This is a genomic window from Variovorax sp. RTB1 (assembly GCF_035018765.1).
Lineage (GTDB): Bacteria > Pseudomonadota > Gammaproteobacteria > Burkholderiales > Burkholderiaceae_C > Variovorax.
Window position 1 is genome coordinate 1 of the sequence record NZ_JASJXG010000001.1, and the last position, 20,525, is coordinate 20,525.

Consider the following 20,525-nt stretch of genomic DNA (forward strand, 5'->3'; position numbering starts at 1 on the left):
GGGGAGGGCGGGAACTCATCGACCGGATTTTATCGGCCGCGCGCATGGTGCTTGCTAGCATCCGCCCATGTCATCGTTCGAGCTTGCCCTGTTGTACTTGCTGGCCGCAGTGATCGGCGTGGTGGCCTGCCGAATGCTAAAGCTGCCGCCGATGCTCGGCTACCTGAGCGCAGGCGTCTTGATCGGGCCACACGCGTTCGCCTTTGCGCAAAACACCGAAGGCATCCAGCACTTGGGCGAGTTCGGCGTGGTCTTTCTGATGTTCGTCATCGGACTCGAGTTCAACCTGCCCAAGTTGCGGGCCATGCGGCAGCACGTCTTCGGGCTCGGGTTGCTACAGGTGCTGTTGACGATGACCATCGCGACCGCCGGCACGCTGGTATTGAGCATGGTGTTACCCGTCGGCTGGCGACTCGGCTGGCAAACGGCGCTGGCCTTGTCGGGCGCGCTCACGATGAGCAGCACCGCCATCGTCGTCAAGCTCATGGCCGAACGGCTGGAACTGGAGAGCGAACACGGCAAGCGCGTGATGGGCGTCCTGCTGTTCCAGGATCTGGCGGTAGTGCCTTTGCTGGTGCTGATTCCTGCGTTGGGCGCGCCGCCCGAAGCGCTGGCCACCGCCCTTGGCGTCGCGCTGGCGAAAGCGACCTTTTTGATCGGCGTGCTGCTCTACGGCGGACCCCGCGTGATGCGCTGGTGGCTGACGATCGTCGCGCGGCGGCGCAGCGAAGAACTGTTCATCCTCAACGTGTTGCTGATCACGCTCGGCCTCGCGTGGATCACTGAATTCGCCGGGCTGTCGCTGGCTTTGGGTGCCTTCATCGCGGGCATGCTCATCTCGGAAACCGAATATAAGCACCAGGTCGAAACCGACATCCGGCCGTTCCACGACGTACTGCTCGGGCTCTTCTTCATCACTATCGGTATGGCGCTCGACTGGCACATCGTGCTGGACAAATGGGCGTTGGTCGCAGTGCTGCTCGTGCTGCCGCTACTCTTCAAGCTCGGTCTGGTGATGCTGTTGGCGCGCTTGTTGGGCGCAACTGCCGGCGTGTCGCTGCGAACCGGTCTTTACCTCGCGCAGGCTGGTGAGTTCGGCTTTGTGCTGTTGACACTGGCGCAGGGCCGTGGGCTGTTGCCGCCGCAGTTGGCCAGCCCGGTGCTGGCGTCGATGGTGCTGTCGATGCTGGCCACGCCGTTCATCATCATGTACAGCGATGCAATCGTGCGAAAGCTGGTGGCCAGCGACTGGCTGCAGCAGTCGTTGCAAATGACCTCGATCGCGCGCAAAACCATCAACACCGCCAAGCACGTGATCATTTGCGGCTACGGCCGTTGCGGCCAGAACCTGGCGCGCATCCTGGAACGAGAAGGCATCCCGTACATGGCGCTCGACCTCGATCCCGACCGCGTTCGGCAGGCCGCCGCGGCTGGCGATTCGGTGGTGTTCGGCGATGCGGCGCGGCTGCAGGCGCTGATGGCCGCGGGGCTGGCACGTGCAAGCGCTGTGGTGGTGACCTACCTCGACGTACCCGGGGCGCTCAAGGTGCTGGCCAACACACGTGCGCACGCGCCGCAGGTGCCGGTGATCGTTCGCACCCAAGACGACCACGATCTCGAAAAGCTGCAGGCGGCCGGCGCGACCGAGGTGGTGCCGGAAGCGATCGAAGGCTCGCTGATGCTGGCGAGCCATGCGCTGGCGCTGGTCGGCGTGCCGATGCGGCGCGTGATCCGCGTGGTGCAAGACCTGCGCGACGCGCGCTACAACCTGCTGCGTGGCTACTTCCACGGCGCCGACGACGACAACGCGGACGAACTCGACCACGAGCGGCTCAACAGCTTCACTTTGAATTCAGGCGCGCGCGCGGTCGGGCAGCCGCTGGCGCGGCTGGCGCTGCATGCGCTCGGTGTGCGAGTGGCGAGCATTCGGCGGCACGATGGTCGGGCGAGTGAACCGGGGGAAGACACCGTGCTGCTGGACGGCGATACGCTGGTGCTGTCGGGCAAACCGGGGAATCTGGCGATGGCCGTTGAACGGCTGCAGAAGGGTTGAACGGAAACCGACGCCTTTAAAGCGCCGCGCCCGCGCGCGTCGGCGGCAGATCCGCGATATCCCCCGGCACCCACTGCTCGTCGATGCGTACGAAGTTCTTGCGCTGGGTCAACTGCCATCCTTGCGCCGCCGGTTGCCAGCGTGCACTGCGCCAGGTCGGCAGCTCGCGTGCCAACGCCTCAGCGACGCCCGGGTTGTCGAGCCACGGTGCGGGTTGGTCGAGCACCCACCGAACGTCGGCTGGAACGCCGGTGTACGGCTTGCCACGCAGCCGCATGTCGTCGACCCGACCGATGTTGGCCACGCTTTCCAGCTTGACTGCGCGCGCGATGCACAGGCGTCGCGCGCCGGCCCAGTCGGCCAGTGAGGGCAACGGCTGGTACACCAAGAGCGCCTGCGACACAGCACCGCCGGAGACGCCGTTGGCAGGCGCCGCATACAAGCCGGCCGCCACGAGGATGTTCATCCACGACACCGTGGCTGCATTGTCGATCTCGACATTGACGGGCTCCTGGTCGTAGGCCAAGCCGTTGGCTACGCAAATCGGATCTCTACCCGGGCTGTCGCCTCGCGCTATGGCGATACGCATGGCAGTCTGCAGCGCATCCGCAGAAACTTCGGGAGGCCTCGGCCACCAAAGCACCGCGACAAACAGGGCGAGCAGCGTCGTGGCAACACCAAACGCTGCGTGCCGCCTCCCGTCGGCAGTGCCACGCGGTGTCGATTGATTTGTAGACGAACCAAGAGACGCAGCGACCGTCCGGGCGCGCTGCGAGCGGGGGCCCAGCGCAGCACCGCATGCGTCGCAAAACGGCGCCTTGTCATCGACCTGCTTCGAGCACGCTGCGCACCACATCGACTTCGCTACCTTGCACATGCTCGCCGTACGCCAGCGGCACCAGCGCGATCGGTGTTGCAGGCGTTGTCGGCGCAGCTCAATTGGCCATGCTCGGGTTACGCTTTTCTTCGTCGATCCGCTGTTGCTTTCTTACTGCATCACACTGCGGGTGCGATTTGAATTCGGCCTTGGCACATTGATTGACCATGCACTGCGCCATGGCGATGAAGTTGCGCCCGGCGCATTCCGCCTGCGGGGCGGCCGGCGGTGGCGGGGGCGGCTCAAGCGCCGGAACCGGCGTCGGCGCCGCCGTGACCGGCGCGGCGGCGGCCACCACAGGCGCGGGTGCTTGAGCTTTCTTCGCCTTTGCAGATGCCGTCGCTACAGCGGTGCGAGCGGGCGCCGCGCGGGTTTCGGAGGTCCCAAGCGCCGGCTGCGCCGTTGATGCGACTGACGCAGTCGCCGAGGCTGCCGGGGATGGAACGGCCGTGGTTATTTCGGCAGCCGGCGCCGGTTCAACAGCGCCCGTAGCAGCCGGTTTGCCTGCCGCTGGCACCCCCACTGACAAAACCTCTGTTGCTGGACCCCAGCCTGAAAACCAGTACCAGCCAGCGCCTGCAACGATGGCCGCCAACAGCACGATCACGCCTATTCCGGCGCCGCTGGAAGATTTCGGCTCAGGCAAAGTCAGCGGCGCCTCCGGATGACGGCGCGAAACGGCGTCGTCCGCTGCGACGAAAGTCGATTGAGGCGGGCCGGGTTGCAAGGAAGGTAGAGAGGAGGAAAGCGATGAAGGCGACAAGGCAGGGAACAGCATCGATTCCGCTATGGATGGCTCCAGAAGAGTCACGTCCTCGGGCTGGTGCTTCGAGCGCGCAGCGGGGTTGACGATGACGGTTCTTTCGTCCTCGAATGGCACAGCGGGGGTAGTCGGTCGTATGGGCGCAGGATTGCCACGTTCCAGCGGACTGGCTGGCAATTTCCCTTTCTCCAACGGCGCGGGCTCGGTAGCAGGCCATTCGTTCACGTGCGCTGCTTCTGCGCGCAGCGTGGAACCCGACGTCAGCCTGCCGCCGCAACCCTTACAAAATCTGGCGCCGTCTCTATTTTCGGTGCCGCACGCGGGACATACCACAGCCATATCGCACCCCAAAGTATCTTTGTAACTATGTTAAACCGCGATCTGTCGGCTGTCATCACCCGATTCCGGCTTGTTACTGCTGACGCGCACCGGCCGCGCAAGACTCCGGCCTGATGCGCTCAGGTGACCGCGACTCGCTTCGGCTTGTTCACCATGCGCCTGGCGATCACTGCACCCAAAGCCAGCACCAGCTCCAGCGCCAGTCCCGGTTGTCGATTCGACATCTCGGAAAAGCGGATTGCCGTCAGTCTCCAGACGCGAGCCGGACCGGTCGCCACCACGTTGGCAGAGCGTGGCAGGCGCGAGAAAAACGAACCTTCTCCCACGACCGAGCCGGGGTTGAGGATGGCCAATTGCATCTGTCCCTTGTCGCCGATGAGGTGGACACTGAGTGCACCGCTCTCGATGAAGAACAGAGTTCGGTCGTGCGCGTTCTGGTCGATCAGGACCTGGCCGACGGCCAAGTCGGACACTTGCAAATAGCTGGCAAGCATCTCCCATTGCGGCGGCGTCAGCGCTGGCGCAAAGGCGTCGTAGCTCGTGTTTTGCGAGACGGCGCGGCACAAATCCTGGATGGTCGATGACATGGCTTCAACACCTGCGTTAGGTGGAGCAGTATGGCGGAGTGCCTGCCAGAACAGCGACAAATGTCACGTTTGCATACGGATTGCTACTACTTTCCAATGCAAAAGCGGGAAAAAATCACACCCAATAAATCGTCAGCACCAAACTCGCCAGTGATTTCGTTCAACGCATTTTGCGCAAGGCGCAGCTCTTCAGCCAACAGATCGAGTTGCTGCGCCCGCGCAAGCAGATGCTCGTTGGCGATGCCGAGGTGCCCACTCACACGCTCCAGCGCCTGCACGTGTCGGGCGCGTGCCAGATAGGTCCCTTCGGGCACCGCCTGCCAACCGGCAACTTCGAGCAGTTTGTCGCGCAGCGCCCCGACGCCGAGGCCGGTCTTGGCGGACAACATGATTCCAGAGCGAGGGTGCGTGTTCGCGACCGCATCCCGCTTGTTCCAGACATTGACCACGGGTACCGACGATGAAAGCTTGGCTTGCAGGCCCTGAAGAATTTCATGGTCCGCCGCTGCGTAGATGTCGGTATCCGCGCGCGTCAAGTCGTGCAGAAAAAGCACCGCGTCGGCGCCTTCGATCTGACCCCAGGCACGCGCGACGCCGATCTGTTCGACCTCATCGGTGCTGTCGCGCAGGCCCGCGGTGTCGGCAACGTGCACGGGCACGCCGTGGATCTGAATCGTTTGCGAGACGACGTCCCGCGTCGTGCCAGGCACCGCGCTCACGATGGCAAGCTCGGCGCCCGCCAGTGCATTCAACAACGAGCTTTTTCCTGCATTAGGCTGGCCGGCAATCACCACCTTAATCCCTTCTCGCAGCAACGCGCCCTGGCGTGCACGCCGTTGCACTGCGGTCACTTGTGCACGCAATGAATCGAGTTGCCCCGTGGCATCTGCCTTCTGCAAAAAGTCGATCTCTTCTTCCGGAAAGTCCAGCGTGGCCTCCACCAGCATTCGCAGATTGACCAGCGCATCGCGCAAGCTGTGAATCTCGCGCGAGAACTCGCCCGAAAGGGATCGCGACGCGCTGCGCACCGCCGCTTCAGTGCTGGCGTCGATCAGGTCCGCAATCGCTTCGGCCTGCGCCAGATCGATCTTGCCGTTCAAAAAGGCGCGCTGGCTGAACTCGCCAGGTTCTGCAATACGAAGATGGGGCAGCCTCGGAAGACTCGTCGCCGCGTCGATCTCCGTCGCAGCTTCGAGACAGCGCGCGACCAGCAGTTGCAGCACCACCGCGCCACCATGCGCTTGCAGCTCCAGCACGTCTTCCCCGGTGAACGAGTGCGGCGCCGGGAAATGAATCACCAGGCCACGATCGATCGGCTCACCCCGCGCGTCCCGAAACGGCAGGTAGGTCGCTTCACGCGGCTTGAGTGCGCGTCCGCACAGCGCGTTGATCAATGGCGCCAGGCGCGCGCCCGATACGCGGACGATCCCCACAGCGCCGCGCCCCGGCGCAGTGGCGACGGCGACGATCGGATCGTTCGTGCGAGACAGCATGGCGCGATTCTTTCAGTTCTTGGAGCACGTTCGGAGCGCTCACAAAAAAAGGGCCGCTTTTGCGGCCCTTCAAGGTTGGGTATGTGCGCCGCGGCTACTTTTTCCCCAATACGCCGAGGCGCTTGTTGATGAACCACTGCTGTGTGATGGACAAGGTGTTGTTGGTGATCCAGTAAAGCACCAGGCCGGCCGGGAAGAATATGAACATCACGCTGAAGGCCAGCGGCATGATCCACATCAACTTGGCCTGCATCGGATCGGGCGGGGTCGGGTTGAGCCAGGTCTGAAACAACGAGGTGCCGGTCATCACGACCGGAAGGATGTACCAGGGGTCCGGCGCCGAAAGGTCATGAATCCAGCCAATCCACGGCGCATGGCGCATTTCGACCGACGACAACAGCACCCAGTACAGCGCGATGAAAACCGGGATCTGAATGACGATCGGCACGCAGCCACCCATCGGATTGACCTTTTCCTCGCGGTAGATGCGCATCATCTCTTGCTGCATCTCCTGCGGCTTGTCTTTCAGCCGCTCACGCATTTCAGTGACCTTCGGGCTTATGGACTTCATCTTGGCCATGCTGGCGTAGGCTTTGGCATTGAGCCAATAGAACGCTGCCTTCAGCAACACCACCAGCGCGACGATCGACCAACCCCAATTGCCCAGCAGTGCATGGATCTCGTTGAGCAACCAGTAGAGCGGCTTGGAGATGATGGCGAAGATGCCGTAGTCCTTGACCAGGTCCAAGCCAGGCGCAGTCGCTTCAAGCGTGCGTTCGATTTCAGGACCAGCGAACAAGCTGCTGCTGACGACCTGCGTGGTCCCGGGAGCAATCTTTGGCAAGGCGGCCACCATGGCGATCGAGTACAGGTTGTCGCCCAGATCGCGAACACGGAATTCACGCTTCAACTGGTCGCTGCCTGCCCCCGTCAACAGCCAGGCCGATACGAAGTAGTGCTGGACCATCGCGACCCAACCATCATTTGCGGCTGGCGGTGGCTCGGCCTTCCCCTTGGCAATGTCCTTGAAGTCGAGCTTGTGGAACTTCTTTTCGTTCGTATAAGCAGCCGGGCCTGTGAACGTATTGGTGCCGAACATCGTGCCTGCGGCCACCGTGCCGTGGCGCACCAGTTGCAGATAGAGCTGCGCGTCACGTGGCTGATCGCTCATGTTGACGACCTCGTGGCGCACGCCGATCGAATAGCTTCCGCGGTTGAAGATGTAGGTCTTGATGTACTTCAGACCACCGACGGGCTGGCTTTCGAAGGTCACTTCAAGCGCGTTCTGGCCATCGGCCATCTCATGCGGGCCTGATTTGACGGCCATCGGCGTCAGATGGTTCGGAAACCTGTCGCCACTGTCAACGGGGTTGATCAGGCCGGATTGGGCAACGTAACGCGTGGCTGGCGAGCCGTCTTCGAACAACACGACATGCTTGCTGCGATCGCCGTTGTCTTCGTACTTGAGCAGCTCGAGGTGATCGACGGTCGCGCCCTGGCTGTCGATGTCAGCCTTGAAGAGGTCGGTGGTGATGGCAATGCGTTCGCTCGCAGCCGGCGCTGCGGCTTGCGTCGGCACAGCGCCTGCCGCGCCCGAAGTAGAAGACGAGGCTGTCGGCACACCATTGGTTGCGCCGGTGGTCGCAGGCGCATTTGCAGCCACCGTCGGCTTGCCCGAGGGCAAAAACGTCGGCTTGTTGCCGTTGAAGACTTGCCATTGGTCCCACAACAACACCAGTGAAAAGCCAAAAATCACCCAGAGGATGGTTCGGCGGATATCGAGCATGTTCATGGCGAAGACTTCTTGTCGGGAGACAGACCCGCGAACAGTGACCTGGTTGGGTCACATGGGCGCTTGCCTTTGGTGGGAACTGGGTCGTGTCCGCCGGCGCAAAAAGGCTGGCAGCGAACAAGACGCTTCAAAGTGAAATAGCTGCCATGCGCTGCACCGTGGACCTCGAGCGCTTCGATCGCGTAGACGGAGCAAGTGGGCGTAAAGCGGCACGAGGCGCCGAGCCAGGGGCTCAACAGCAAACGGTAAGCCTTGACCAGCCAGATCAGCACGCCACGAATCATGCGCGTGCCCCTGCCGCCCGCTTCAAAAGCTGCTGCAGCTCTAGCCGCACAGCGGCCTTGAGCTTTTCAGAGGTCGCACTGACGAATTCCTTGCGATCGAAGCCGGAGCGCAAGCGAACGACGTGCGCCGCTATCGGCAGGGTAACTTCCGGCGCTGCACTCACGTTGTAGATCTGGCGTTTGATGGCGTTGCGGGTCACCGCGCGTTTTGCCCATCGTTTGGGGACCATGGCACCGAGCCAGACGTCTTGTACGTCGAACAGGGTCGCGGCTTCACCGGCCGGCACATCGAGCGGGCAACGGTGCAATGCAAAGTGAGGAGTGCGCGCCACGGTGGAACCTGCGAGCACGGCTTGGAATTGCGCGCGGGTTTGGAGCCGCTGCATGGAAAGCAATCTCGACGCACCAGCAACCGGGGCCGACGGATCGAAATCTCGACGGTCCGGCAGTGGCGCGCGGACCGGTTTCAGACAGCCAGGCGCTTGCGGCCCTTGGCGCGGCGCGCGTTGATGACGGCGCGGCCACCGCGTGTCTTCATGCGGACCAGAAAACCGTGGGTACGGGCGCGGCGGACTTTGGATGCTTGGTAAGTGCGTTTCATGATGGTTCTTCCTGATATGCCCGACAGGGTGCCGAGCCCCCCGAAACACACAAAGGGTTTTCAGGGAAACCCGCGATTATCGCAAACATTTGTGTAAGCAACAATGATCACTTGTTTTGGCGTTGCTCTCGATGCTCTACAACTGCCTGCTGTCCCTGCGCTCCAGCGGCATTCCTTACCACCTTCTCATGACCTTTCCAGGTGGCTTCAGGGGTGTGGATAAGGTTTTGACAAGTTAGAATGTCGGGCGCTTGCCGCAGAGAATATCCACAATACAAAGACAAGAGAATGCCCGAGGGATTCACCACCATTTACAGCACCCATGTCGACTGACGGCATCGGTGAAAGCCTGTGGCAGGCCTGCGTCGATCAGCTCGCCCAGGAGCTGTCGGAGCAACAATTCAATACCTGGATTAAACCGCTCACTGCACAGGTTGCGGACGATCTTTCGCGCATGACGGTGTTCGTCGCAAACCGCTTCAAGCTGGACTGGATTCGTGCCCAGTACGCGGGCAAGATCGCGTCGATGGCAGAGAAAATGTATGGCCAGCCTGTAGCTATTGAGTTAGCGCTCGCTCCGCGTGAAATGCCCGTTCGCTCTACGCCAATGGCGGTGATGTCCGAGACCGATGTACCGCGCGACGTCGCTGGGCCGGGAGAAGATCCAGCCGCTGCTGCTTTCAAGAACCGACTCAACTCTGGCCTCACTTTCGACACGCTGGTCGAAGGGACCGCCAATCGAATGGCGCGTGCCGCTGCCATGCACGTTGCCGGCATGCCGGGCCACTTGTACAACCCGCTTTTCATCTACGGCGGCGTTGGCTTGGGCAAGACCCACTTGATGCATGCTGTCGGCAACAAACTGCTCGCCGACCGGTCCGACGCCAAAGTTCTCTACATCCATGCCGAGCAGTTCGTGTCGGATGTGGTTAAGGCCTATCAACGCAAGACTTTCGACGAGTTTAAGGAGCGCTATCACTCGCTCGACTTGCTGCTCATCGACGACGTCCAGTTCTTTGCCAACAAGGACCGAACGCAAGAAGAGTTCTTCAATGCATTTGAGGCCTTGCTTGCCAAGAAGTCGCACATCGTGATGACCAGCGACACTTATCCGAAGGGCCTGGCCGACATTCACGAGCGCCTTGTTTCACGATTCGATTCGGGTTTGACGGTCGCCATCGAGCCACCTGAACTGGAGATGCGCGTCGCCATCCTTATCAACAAGGCCCGTGCCGAGTCAGCTGAAATGCCGGAAGAGGTCGCATTCTTTGTCGCGAAGAACGTGCGCTCCAACGTTCGTGAACTTGAAGGCGCGCTGCGCAAGATCCTCGCCTACTCGCGCTTCAACCAGAAAGAGATCTCGATCGCACTGGCACGTGAAGCCCTGCGCGATTTGCTATCAATACAGAACCGGCAGATCTCTGTCGAGAACATCCAGAAGACGGTGGCCGACTATTACAAGATAAAGGTCGCCGACATGTACAGCAAGAAGCGCCCGGCCTCTATTGCGCGGCCACGGCAGATCGCGATGTACCTGGCCAAGGAACTGACCCAGAAGAGCCTTCCTGAGATCGGAGAGCTCTTCGGTGGGCGTGACCATACGACGGTGCTGCACGCTGTGCGCAAGATCTCTGGCGAGCGCCAGCAACTGACCGAGCTCAATCAGCAGCTGCATGTGCTCGAGCAGACGCTCAAGGGTTGAAAAGCGAGCATCGAAACCATGATCTATTTGTCATCACAGATTCAAGCAAGACTGTCAAAGGACAACTCTGGGGACAGTTCCGGCACAAGCGGGCAGTTGTCCACAGGCCAGACGCAAACCGAAAAGTTATGCGCTTTGGCACCACAGCAGAAAACACGGCTACACACAGCCAGAGGGACGGGGCAAGTGCCTGTCAGGAAAGGAGAAAATGCCTCTTTCCACAGGGCAGCGCTGCCCTTATCTACTACTACTAAATTAAATTAAAGAAATAAGGAAGAGGTAAGAAATGATCGTCCTGAAGGCAAACCAAGACAAAGTCCTCTCCGCGCTGCAGTCGGTGGCGGGCATCGTCGAGCGCCGGCATACGCTGCCGATCCTGGCCAACGTGTTGATCCGCAAGACAGGCGGACAGTTGCAACTCACGACCAGTGATCTTGAAATCCAGATCCGCACGACATCAGAACTTGGTGGCGACGAAGGCAACTTCACGACGACCATTGGTGCGCGCAAGCTCATCGACATCCTGCGCACCATGCCGGCAGACCAGACCGTGAGCTTGGAGTCGAGTGCGAGCAAGCTGGTGCTGAAGGGCGGAAAAAGCCGCTTCACGTTGCAGTCGCTGCCGGCCGAAGACTTTCCGCTGGTGCAGGAAGCCGCCAACTTCGGACCCGTGTTCAGCGTCCCGCAAAAGACGCTGAAAGACCTTCTCAGCCAGGTTTCGTTTGCGATGGCAGTGCACGACATCCGGTACTACCTCAACGGCATCCTTTTCGTCGCCGAAGGCAAGCAATTGAGCCTGGTCGCGACCGATGGTCACCGCCTTGCTTTTGCATCAGCCACGCTCGACGTCGAAGTGCCACGGCAAGAAGTCATCCTTCCTCGCAAGACGGTGCTCGAGATGCAGCGCCTGCTCTCCGATGCCGAAGGCGCGATCGAAATGCAGTTCGCCAACAACCAGGCGAAGTTCAGTTTTGGCGGCATGGAGTTCGTCACCAAGCTGGTCGAGGGCAAATTCCCCGACTACAACCGCGTGATCCCCAAGAACCACAAGAACAGCGTGACGCTGGGTCGTGCACCATTGCTCGCCAGCTTGCAACGCACCGCCATCCTTACGAGCGAAAAGTTCAAGGGTGTGCGCCTCAATCTCGAGCCCGGCACTTTGCGCATTGCGTCGAGCAACGCAGAGCAGGAAGAAGCGCAAGACGAGCTCGACATCGACTACGGTGGCGACGCGATCGAGATAGGCTTTAACGTGACCTACCTTATCGATGCATTGGCCAACATGGGCCAGGAGATGGTTAAGTTGGACTTGGCCGATTCGAACAGCTCGGCCCTGTTCACCATTCCTGACAACGCGAGTTTCAAGTACGTCGTGATGCCAATGCGAATTTAAAAAAATAAGCCAGTCTGTTTGCCCGAGTTAGCGAGTCAGTGAGCGAGAGGAAAGAGTCCCAATGAGCGAAGAAAACAAGCCGAAAGTTCCGTCGGAAGCCCCGCATACCGAACCGGTCTACACCCCTGAAATCGAAAGTGCGATTCCGGTAGAGATCATTGCGCCCGACACTTCGTATGGCGAAGGCTCCATCACGATCCTCGAGGGCTTGGAGGCGGTGCGTAAGCGCCCCGGCATGTATATCGGGGACACGTCCGACGGCACCGGTTTGCACCATCTGGTGTTCGAAGTGGTGGACAACTCGATCGACGAAGCGCTGGCCGGCTATTGCGACGACATCGTCGTCACCATCCATTCCGACAACTCGATTTCGGTCACTGACAACGGTCGCGGTATTCCGACAGGCGTGAAGATGGACGACAAGCACGAGCCCAAGCGCTCGGCCGCTGAAATCGCCTTGACCGAACTGCACGCCGGCGGCAAGTTCAACCAGAACAGCTACAAGGTGTCGGGTGGCCTGCACGGTGTGGGCGTGAGCTGCGTGAATGCGCTCAGCGTGAAGTTGCGCCTGGTGGTTCGTCGTGAAGGCAAGATCCACGAACTGGAGTTCAGCCGTGGCTTCGTGCAGAACCGTTTGCTCGAGATAGTGAACGGCGTTGAGGTGTCACCGATGAAGATCATCGGCGAGACTGACAAGCGCGGCACTGAAGTTCATTTTTTGCCCGACACGACAATTTTCATCGAGAACTCGGACTTCCATTACGAGATCCTGAGCAAGCGTCTGCGTGAGCTGAGCTTCCTGAACAACGGCGTGCGCATTCGTTTGCTCGACGAACGCACAGGGAAGGAAGACGACTTCTCAGGCGCGGGCGGTGTGCGCGGCTTTGTCGAATTCATCAACAAAGGCAAGACCGTATTGCACCCCAATGTCTTTTACGCAGAGGGCAGGCGTCCGGCCGAAACCTATGGTGGCATCCCAGGTACGGAGATCGGCGTCGAAGTCGCGATGCAGTGGAACAGCGGCTACAACGAGCAAGTCCTCTGCTTCACCAACAACATTCCACAGCGTGACGGCGGCACCCACCTGACCGGCCTTCGCGCCGCGATGACCCGCGTCATCAACAAGTACATCGACGAGAACGATTTCGCCAAGAAGGCCAAGGTTGAAGTCACTGGCGATGACATGCGCGAAGGTCTGTGCTGCGTCATGAGCGTGAAGGTGCCCGAGCCTAAATTTTCCAGCCAAACCAAGGACAAGCTGGTGTCTAGCGAAGTGCGTGCACCGGTCGAAGACATCGTTGGCAAGTTGCTAGCCGACTATCTGCAAGAACGCCCGGCTGATGCCAAGATCATTTGCGGAAAGATTGTCGAAGCGGCCCGAGCGCGCGAAGCCGCCCGCAAGGCGCGCGAAATGACGCGCCGCAAGGGCGTGCTCGACGGCATGGGCTTGCCCGGAAAGCTGGCCGACTGCCAGGAAAAAGATCCGGCACTTTGCGAGGTCTACCTGGTGGAGGGTGACTCAGCCGGCGGCTCTGCCAAGCAGGGGCGAGATCGCAAGTTCCAGGCTATTCTTCCACTGCGCGGCAAGATTCTGAACGTGGAAAAGGCACGCTACGAAAAGCTGCTGACCAGCAACGAAATCCTGGTGATGATCACTGCGCTCGGTACGGGTATCGGCCGCGCAGGTGGGAGCAGTGCGGGCGGCGGTGCGGATGACTTTAACGTCGCCAAGCTGCGCTACCACCGCATCATCATCATGACCGACGCCGACGTCGACGGTGCCCACATCCGCACATTGCTGCTCACCTTCTTCTATCGCCAGATGCCCGAGTTGGTCGAACGCGGCCACATCTACATTGCCCAGCCGCCGCTCTACAAAGTGAAGGTCGGCAAGGAAGAGCAATACCTGAAAGACGGCCCGGCGCTCGATGCCTTCCTGCTCAAGGTCGCATTAAAAGACGCGAGCATTGAAACCGGTGGCGCCAACACGACCACGCTCTCTGGCGACACGTTGTCTGAGCTGGCACGCAAGCACCAAGTGGCCGAAGCCGTGATCGCACGGCTGCGAAACTTCATGGATGCAGAGGCACTGCGCGCCATTGCAGACGGCGTCGCGCTCGACCTCGACAACCCGGGCAGTGCCGAGGCCTCGGCCGTCGCATTGCAGATCAAGCTGCGAGAGCTGAACAGCACCGGCGTGCCTGCCGAAGTTGCCAGCGAGTTCGACGTGCGCACCGACAAACCTTTGCTGCGCATCAGCCGCCGGCATCACGGCAATATCAAGAGCAGCGTCATCACGCAGGACTTCGTTCATGGCGCTGACTACGCAGCTCTGGCCTTGGCAGCCAACACCTTCCGCGACCTGCTGAGTTCCGAGGGCGCCGTTGTCAAACGTGGTGAGGGCGAACGTGCAAAGGAAGAAAAGGTAGCCGACTTCCGTATCGCCATGAAATGGCTGATCAGCGAAGCCGAGCGCACCACTTCACGGCAGCGCTACAAGGGCCTGGGCGAAATGAACCCCGAGCAGCTGTGGGAAACCACGATGGACCCGACCGTGCGTCGCCTCTTGCGCGTGCAGATCGACGATGCCATAGAGGCCGATCGCGTGTTTACGATGCTGATGGGCGACGAGGTGGAACCGCGGCGGAATTTCATTGAACAGAATGCGCTGCGGGCTTCGAATATCGATGTTTGATCGTAACTAACGCGCCTTGATTTAGACAAAGACGCTACCTTCGGGTGGCGTTTTACTTGGTCATTCCGACCGAAGAGGGCGTGCGGTTTAAGAGTCGAGCGGGTTGAACAATCTGAGGATTGGTCTTGTGCAGCTTGCCGAAAGGCAGTTGGCCATAAAGGTTGAATGCGGCGATTAATTCTTCGTGGGTCTAGTCTCGACGGCCAGTAGTCTGGTCCCCAGAACTTTCTATTTCTAAATGAACTCGCGCTGATGCTCGCGGCAATACTGGCCGCCACCAAAGCGTCGTTCGTTGTTCCAACAGAATCGACCTTCTTGAATTGTTATCTTGGCACTGCACGACTTGCAGATTAGCCGCTTCTTGGATTCAGCTGGTTGAAATACATTGATTGTCGATGGAGAGGGTGGTTGCTGTGCTTTGATCGGATACGGCTGCAAAACGATCAATTTTTTCGGAGCCATGAAATCCGGCAGCTCAAGTAGGTCAATCGGCTTGTGCTGGAGCGCGATTTTTTGAGCCAATTCTTTGAGTGTTGCAACCCTGCGCATGTCGAAGATCGCCGAGATAGCGTCGCCGACCGACAGCTTGCCTTGAAATTTTGTATGCCAAGTTGCAAAGCTGTCTGCTTTGATAACGTGACTCGTATCGAATTTTTCTGGACGAGTGATTTGTGCCTTCGGATGTACGAGAACAAGATGATGAAAATGAGGTGTGCTTCGAATCCGGCTGCCAATATCTAACTTCTGAAGTAGTTTTGTCAGCACGTTGGCCTGACGCTGGCTTTGCTCTAAAGGCGATGGAATGCCGTAAACCGCATCGCTTCCGTACTTAACTGAGAACTCACCGTGATCGTTGATGAAAAGACTGCCGTTGAATGATTTCGTCTCAAGCAAATAGAAGTGCATCCCGCGGCTGATGACAAGATGATCGATCTGTGCAACTTCATCATCAACTTTGATGCGCAGATCATGGATCACAGCATGCGTGTCGCGGTCACGGTAGTGGCTGTCAATGTAGTGAGCTGCATCACGCTCTCCCGCAATCCCTGTGCGCTGGTTCCAAAGTTGCTTTGAAAGCCATTCGCGCTGGACTCTGTCCAAAACGTTGGAATCCTGAAGGTCCTCCAGTAGCTTCAGTCGTTTTGATTTGTCGTCTGCTGACTTGATAAGCATGCGGCGTCTCCCCTTTTAAGAGATTCTGCCATTCGCAACCAAGTGTTGCGAAATCGACCGTTGGCTCTGCCGTAACTATTTAAAGAAATCGCCGCCCAGCGTCAGTCCCGGCACCGAAGCCAGCTTCGCGACTCCATCTGTCCCACTCGCCCCACACCCGACTAACGCGGTGGTTGCAGCGCTGACTAGCTGCCGCATTAAAGCGACCGGCTACGTCCTGCCGTCATGAGCCGCAACAGGCCGGCGGGTGTGGACTTCTTTGATTGCGTCGAGGGTGGATTGGGCGTTCGCCATGGGTGGAGGCTCTGTTTTGGATGCGATTCGATTGATGTTGGTTCATATCAAGACGGCGAGCGCACCGCTGTAGATGTCGGCAAGATTCGCAGGCGGGAGATGGACGGGCAAAAGGGGGAGGCGATCGAGAGACAGAAGGGGTGATCAATCACCTGAAGCTGCTGCAAAGCGCTCCCGCATTGACGATGACGCTACAAAAAACATAGCGCACTGGTGTTAACGCTGTGGCTAGCCCGCTCCTTGCTAAGCAGAATCTCATGCGGTAACGCTTGGCAATCTCCCAACACCCTCTCTAACCACCTCCAGCGTCAAGGACTTCGGCAGTGACCACACCTTCCAGGAATTCGCGACCTTTGTTCGACGCATCCAGCGCGCTGGCTTGCCTCTGTCTTGCCTTTTGTGCCGCGCTGCCTGCGCATGCGCTCCCGAGCAACCCGCCGATCCTCGTCGCGCAACAGGGCGTCGAGTACATGAGCGGTGGTGCGAACAAGGACGAGGCGGCCTTCATGGCCATGGTGTCGCCGCGCTGGGCGGCCACGTTCGAATTCGGCTTGAAGAACGCCAGGCTGCCGGCGCCGGTACGCGTGGTGGTGCACAACGCGTCGAATGGCGATCTGATCATGGACGCGCTGTCGTCAGGCCCGGTCATGCTGGCGCGGCTCGAGCCCGGCGCCTACGACGTCGACGTGACGGTGGGCGGGCTCACGCTTACGCAATCGATCAGCGTTTCCATCGATGTGCCGGGGCACGCAGTTTTCAACTGGCCTTCGAATTTCGACATGGTGGCCGCTACTCAGGCCGCCGCACCTGTGACGGCGCAGACGTTGCCGGCACCCGCGCCGCAAGTGACGGAGGCATCGCGGACCACGGCGATGTTGTCGGTCAAGCATTGACCGTGCTGCGCCGGGGTTCTGCACCGTTGCGGCGCGGGCCGCAAAGCCGCGTGGCAACAGCAGGCAAGCGGCCGCGTACCGACAATCGGATCCCCACGTTTTCCAATGCGAGCTGCCGATGTTGATCAATTGCGTTGCCTACCAGCACGGCGCCAAGTTAGCCGATATCGATGTAGACAGCATCAGCGACTACATCGCGCGGCCCGACTGTTTCGTGTGGGTCGCACTGAGTGATCCGGAGCCTGAAGAGCTGGCGATGATGTAGTCGGAGTTCGGCTTGCACGAGCTGGCAGTCGAAGACGCGAGCCACGGCCATCAGCGGCCGAAGATCGAGGAGTACGGAGACTCGCTCTTCGTCGTGATGCACCTCGTTGAGCCGATCTCAGCGACCGCTGATAGCGAGGCGACCTTCAACGTCGGCGAGGTGGATGTGTTTGTGGGGCTGAACTATGTGCTGTCGGTGCGCAGCCGAAGCAGGTCGGGGTTTCTGGGCGTGCGCGAGCGTTGCGAACGAGAGCCAGAGCTGCTGCGCAATGGCTCCGGCTTCGTGCTGTACGCACTGATGGATGCGGTGGTCGACCGCTACTTTCCAGTGATCGACGCGCTGGAGGTCGAGCTCGAAGAAGTCGAGCAGCAGATCTTCAGTCAGGGTGAGCCGCGCGCGAGTATCAAGCGGCTCTATGAACTCAAGCAGCGCGCCATGGTGCTCAAGCACGCGGTCGCGCCATTGCTGGAAGGCGCGGGCAAGTTGCATGGCGGACGCGTGCCGCAGATTTGCGCCGGCTCGCAGGAATACTTTCGCGACGTGGTGGACCACCTGAGTCGCATCAACGGCTCGATCGAGTCGATCCGCGACACCATCAGCACCGCGGTGCACGTCAATCTCTCGATGGTGACGATTTCGGATGGCGAGGTCACAAAGCGGCTGGCGGCCTGGGCCAGCATCTTCGCGGTGTGCACGGCCTTTGCCGGCATTTGGGGCATGAACTTCGAGGCGATGCCGGAGCTCAAGTGGCGCTATGGCTATCTCATGGCCCTTGGCCTGATTGCTGCTACGTGCGGCGTGTTGTATTGGCGGTTCCGCAAGGCCGGCTGGTTGTAACGTTGACCTTAGCGCCGACCTGGACGCCGACTGAAGTCAGCCTCACCTAAGGCGCGCGCAGCACAGTGGCTACCGGTGCGATTCGCGCCAGGAAGACCGAAGGACTTTCATCATGAAACCATTTTTCTCACCGGTCCGCTCGCTGCTCGTCGCGGCCGCTTGTGGCGTTGCGCTGCTGGGCGCGATATCGGCGAACGCGGCCAATCCGCCGATCTTCATGACGCATGGCGTCGAGTACATGAGCGGCGGCATCGGTGCCGACGAGGCCGAGCTGATGCAAGTTGTGTCACCGCGCTGGGCAGCGACCTTCGAGTTCGCGGTCAAGGACCATAAAGGTGCTGATTTAGTGGCCAACGTGCACGTGACCGTGCGCGACAAAAGCGGCACCGCGCTGCTCGACAACGTGGTGTCGGGTGGCCCGTACTTTGTCGCGCGACTCGAGCCCGGCGAGTACGAGGTCGAAGCCCAACTCGGCGGCCAGAGCCTCAAGCAGCCGCTGCAAATCATGGCTGGCGCACCTGCCAAGGCGACGTTTCTGTTCCCCGTGGGCGCCGACGTGGCCCCTTCTGTGACAGCCGCGGCGCCGACAGCAAAGCCGTAGTGATATCCACCCGTGTCCGCGCCTTGAATGTGCGGCACGCGCCTTGCAGCTGTCTGGCACCGGGCCGTGCCCGTTCCGACTGAACCGATGCCTTTCCGTTCCATGAGTGTTTTGACAGCGCTGTTGCATGTGCTGATCGCCTTGCGTCTTGTGCCCGCGCTAGCCTCGTCGAGGCCGTTGTGGCCGCTCGCTGCGCTAGCGATCGTCGCGCTGCTCGTTTCAGCCGCCACCATCCCGCTGCCTTTCCTGTCGCGCGGCATTGCCAAAAAGACTTCTGCCGTCGATGTGCTGAAGTGGATCGGGCTCATCAGCATGGGCTGGTTCTCGTCGCTGTTCGTGCTCACGATTCTTAGAGACGTCGGCATGTTGCTGACCTGGGCTGTCGGCGCGGCCAGTGGCATGGTGATCGACTGGCCGGCGTTGCGGCGATGGAGCGCTGTGGCAGTCCTGGGCGTGGCGACGGCGACCTCTCTGATCGGCTTCGTCAATGCGCGCCGCACGGCAGGTATCAAGCGTGTCGACGTGCCGATCACCGGGTTGCCGGCGGCACTGGATGGCTTCACGATCGCGCAGCTGAGCGACATCCACGTCGGCCCGACCATCAAGGGCGGCTACATCAGCCGGATCGTCGAGGCGGTGAACCGGCTCAACGCCGACGTGGTCGCCATCACCGGTGACCTGGTCGACGGCACGGTCCCGGAGCTGCGTGACCACATCGCGCCGCTCGCTGGCTTGCGTGCGCGGCACGGCACCTTCGTGGTCACAGGCAACCACGAGTACTACGCTGGCGCGCACGCTTGGATCGTCGAGCTGCGCCGGCTCGGCCTCACGGTGCTGCTCAATGAGCATGTGGTGTTGCAGGGCCGTCCGCCGCGAGGCGCACAAACAGACGAGGAGGTGAATGCCGATGCATTGGTGCTGGCGGGGGTGACCGATTTCACTGCCGGGCACTTCGACGCGGCACATGCAAGCGACCCACGCGCTTCATTGGTCGGCGCGCCGCTCGGGGCGACTACCCGCGTGTTGTTGGCGCATCAGCCGCGCAGTGCCGCGGCGGCGGCCGATGCGGGCTTTCACCTGCAGTTGTCTGGTCACACGCACGGCGGCCAGTTTTTTCCGTGGAACCTCTTTGTGCCCCTGCAGCAACCCTTTACGGCGGGGCTGCACAAGCTGAGTGACATGTGGGTCTATGTGAGTCGCGGCACCGGCTATTGGGGTCCGCCCAAGCGCTTTGGCGCGCCGTCTGAAATTACGCTGCTGCGATTGGTGCCCGAGCGGCTTTGACCACGACGGGCGCCAGGCGCTTGGCGTTCGACGTTGCCTTGGCGTGAATCGGGTGCAGCCCGCGCTGTGCCGCCAGGGCGGAGGCGCTCGACAGCTGGCTCACCGTGGCGGCGGAACGCGTGGCGGCATCGACAAAAGCGGAATGGTGCGCCATCGCCTGGGCTGGGGTGGTGCTGCTTGCCAGCGCGAAGAGTGCGGTGACGCTGCCGATCCAGTGCTTGACGACGCTGTTCATGAGCATGAATTGCTTGTTGCCCAACTCGTCCGCCATGGCGGCGGTCGACTCGTTGGCAGCCTCGAACTTCTCCTTGCCCATCAATTGAAATTCGGCCATGTCGGCGGCGCTGGGCGTAAGCCCGGCGGAGGCCATGCGTTGCGTGCGGATCTGAATGACCGAGCCGGAGGACATCAGCATCTCCCCGGTCTTGAGCACGACATCGGTCCACACCATCAGCGGGTTGACAAAGCGTGGCGAAGCAGAAGTAGAGCGAGAGGACATGGGAAGTGCGACAGCGTTGATTTCGATTGATAACTATAGTCTCGGCGGACACTTTTTGCTGCGGTGCAGCATTCAACAAAGCTGCGATTGGTGAAAGCGT

Annotated in this window: 17 protein-coding genes and 2 pseudogenes; 8 read left to right on the forward strand and 11 right to left on the reverse strand. The window is 60.5% G+C overall.

The window, feature by feature from the left end; all coding sequences use genetic code 11:
- The first annotated feature begins 67 nt into the window (after window positions 1-67).
- Window positions 68-2,053: a cation:proton antiporter gene (locus tag QN397_RS00005; RefSeq protein WP_323499681.1), complete on the forward strand. Its 1,986-nt coding sequence runs from the start codon at window positions 68-70 to the stop codon at window positions 2,051-2,053.
- A gap of 16 nt (window positions 2,054-2,069) precedes the next feature.
- Here the strand turns inward: QN397_RS00005 and QN397_RS00010 are convergent, their stop codons facing one another.
- The 9 genes and pseudogenes from QN397_RS00010 to rpmH all read right to left on the reverse strand — a co-directional run bounded on the left by QN397_RS00010 (window position 2,070) and on the right by rpmH (window position 8,789).
- A complete protein-coding gene (locus QN397_RS00010) occupies window positions 2,070-2,642 on the reverse strand; it encodes a hypothetical protein (RefSeq protein ID WP_323499682.1) in 573 nt (190 codons plus the stop codon).
- A 346-nt stretch (window positions 2,643-2,988) separates the two neighbouring features.
- Window positions 2,989-3,810, reverse strand: a complete 822-nt coding sequence (locus QN397_RS00015) for a hypothetical protein (RefSeq protein WP_323499683.1) — start codon at window positions 3,808-3,810, stop codon at window positions 2,989-2,991.
- Between the two features lie 153 nt (window positions 3,811-3,963).
- A pseudogene (locus QN397_RS26720) lies at window positions 3,964-4,032 on the reverse strand (zinc-ribbon domain-containing protein); the annotation flags it as partial.
- Between the two features lie 119 nt (window positions 4,033-4,151).
- Window positions 4,152-4,619: a Crp/Fnr family transcriptional regulator gene (locus QN397_RS00020; RefSeq protein ID WP_187053739.1), complete on the reverse strand. Its 468-nt coding sequence runs from the start codon at window positions 4,617-4,619 to the stop codon at window positions 4,152-4,154.
- Window positions 4,620-4,705: 86 nt separating this feature from the next.
- A complete protein-coding gene (gene mnmE / locus QN397_RS00025; protein WP_323499684.1) occupies window positions 4,706-6,112 on the reverse strand; it encodes a tRNA uridine-5-carboxymethylaminomethyl(34) synthesis GTPase MnmE in 1,407 nt (468 codons plus the stop codon).
- 94 nt (window positions 6,113-6,206) lie between these two features.
- On the reverse strand, window positions 6,207-7,898 hold the full coding sequence (gene yidC / locus QN397_RS00030; protein WP_323499881.1) for a membrane protein insertase YidC: 1,692 nt from the start codon (window positions 7,896-7,898) through the stop codon (window positions 6,207-6,209).
- 2 nt (window positions 7,899-7,900) lie between these two features.
- Window positions 7,901-8,188: a membrane protein insertion efficiency factor YidD gene (gene yidD, locus QN397_RS00035; protein ID WP_323499685.1), complete on the reverse strand. Its 288-nt coding sequence runs from the start codon at window positions 8,186-8,188 to the stop codon at window positions 7,901-7,903.
- The gene (locus tag QN397_RS00040) at window positions 8,185-8,574 is read right to left on the reverse strand and encodes a ribonuclease P protein component (RefSeq protein WP_323499686.1); all 390 of its coding nucleotides are present in this window, start codon (window positions 8,572-8,574) and stop codon (window positions 8,185-8,187) included. Before QN397_RS00040 ends, yidD begins: the two co-directional genes overlap by 4 nt.
- Before the next feature lie 80 nt (window positions 8,575-8,654).
- Window positions 8,655-8,789 carry a 50S ribosomal protein L34 gene (rpmH, locus tag QN397_RS00045; RefSeq protein ID WP_007834827.1) on the reverse strand — a complete coding sequence of 45 codons (135 nt, stop codon included), beginning with the start codon at window positions 8,787-8,789 and terminating at the stop codon, window positions 8,655-8,657.
- Between the two features lie 322 nt (window positions 8,790-9,111).
- Here rpmH and dnaA point away from each other — a divergent pair, with 322 nt between their 5' ends.
- The 3 genes from dnaA (at window position 9,112) to gyrB (ending at window position 14,579) form a co-directional block, all read left to right on the forward strand.
- On the forward strand, window positions 9,112-10,491 hold the full coding sequence (gene dnaA / locus QN397_RS00050) for a chromosomal replication initiator protein DnaA (RefSeq protein WP_323496766.1): 1,380 nt from the start codon (window positions 9,112-9,114) through the stop codon (window positions 10,489-10,491).
- A 286-nt stretch (window positions 10,492-10,777) separates the two neighbouring features.
- The gene (gene dnaN, locus QN397_RS00055; protein WP_323499687.1) at window positions 10,778-11,884 is read left to right on the forward strand and encodes a DNA polymerase III subunit beta; all 1,107 of its coding nucleotides are present in this window, start codon (window positions 10,778-10,780) and stop codon (window positions 11,882-11,884) included.
- A 61-nt stretch (window positions 11,885-11,945) separates the two neighbouring features.
- Window positions 11,946-14,579 (forward strand): DNA topoisomerase (ATP-hydrolyzing) subunit B, encoded by a 2,634-nt coding sequence (gene gyrB / locus QN397_RS00060; protein ID WP_323499688.1) that lies wholly within the window; start codon window positions 11,946-11,948, stop codon window positions 14,577-14,579.
- Between the two features lie 234 nt (window positions 14,580-14,813).
- Here the strand turns inward: gyrB and QN397_RS00065 are convergent, their stop codons facing one another.
- Window positions 14,814-15,752 (reverse strand): nuclease-related domain-containing protein, encoded by a 939-nt coding sequence (locus QN397_RS00065; RefSeq protein WP_323499689.1) that lies wholly within the window; start codon window positions 15,750-15,752, stop codon window positions 14,814-14,816.
- A gap of 617 nt (window positions 15,753-16,369) precedes the next feature.
- Between QN397_RS00065 and QN397_RS00070 the strand changes: the two genes are divergently transcribed.
- From QN397_RS00070 to QN397_RS00085, 4 genes and pseudogenes are all read left to right on the forward strand, one after another.
- The gene (locus tag QN397_RS00070; protein WP_323499690.1) at window positions 16,370-16,939 is read left to right on the forward strand and encodes a hypothetical protein; all 570 of its coding nucleotides are present in this window, start codon (window positions 16,370-16,372) and stop codon (window positions 16,937-16,939) included.
- A 118-nt stretch (window positions 16,940-17,057) separates the two neighbouring features.
- A pseudogene (locus tag QN397_RS00075) lies at window positions 17,058-18,041 on the forward strand (magnesium and cobalt transport protein CorA).
- 112 nt (window positions 18,042-18,153) lie between these two features.
- Complete coding sequence (locus QN397_RS00080) at window positions 18,154-18,642, forward strand: hypothetical protein (RefSeq protein ID WP_323499691.1); 489 nt, start codon at window positions 18,154-18,156, stop codon at window positions 18,640-18,642.
- 27 nt (window positions 18,643-18,669) lie between these two features.
- Window positions 18,670-19,926, forward strand: coding sequence for a metallophosphoesterase (locus QN397_RS00085; RefSeq protein WP_416352291.1), 1,257 nt, complete (start codon window positions 18,670-18,672; stop codon window positions 19,924-19,926).
- On the opposite strand, the gene QN397_RS00090 is transcribed toward QN397_RS00085, so the two are convergent.
- Window positions 19,892-20,425: a polyhydroxyalkanoate granule-associated phasin gene (locus QN397_RS00090; protein WP_323499693.1), complete on the reverse strand. Its 534-nt coding sequence runs from the start codon at window positions 20,423-20,425 to the stop codon at window positions 19,892-19,894. The genes QN397_RS00085 and QN397_RS00090 overlap by 35 nt on opposite strands.
- Window positions 20,426-20,525 lie beyond the last annotated feature (100 nt).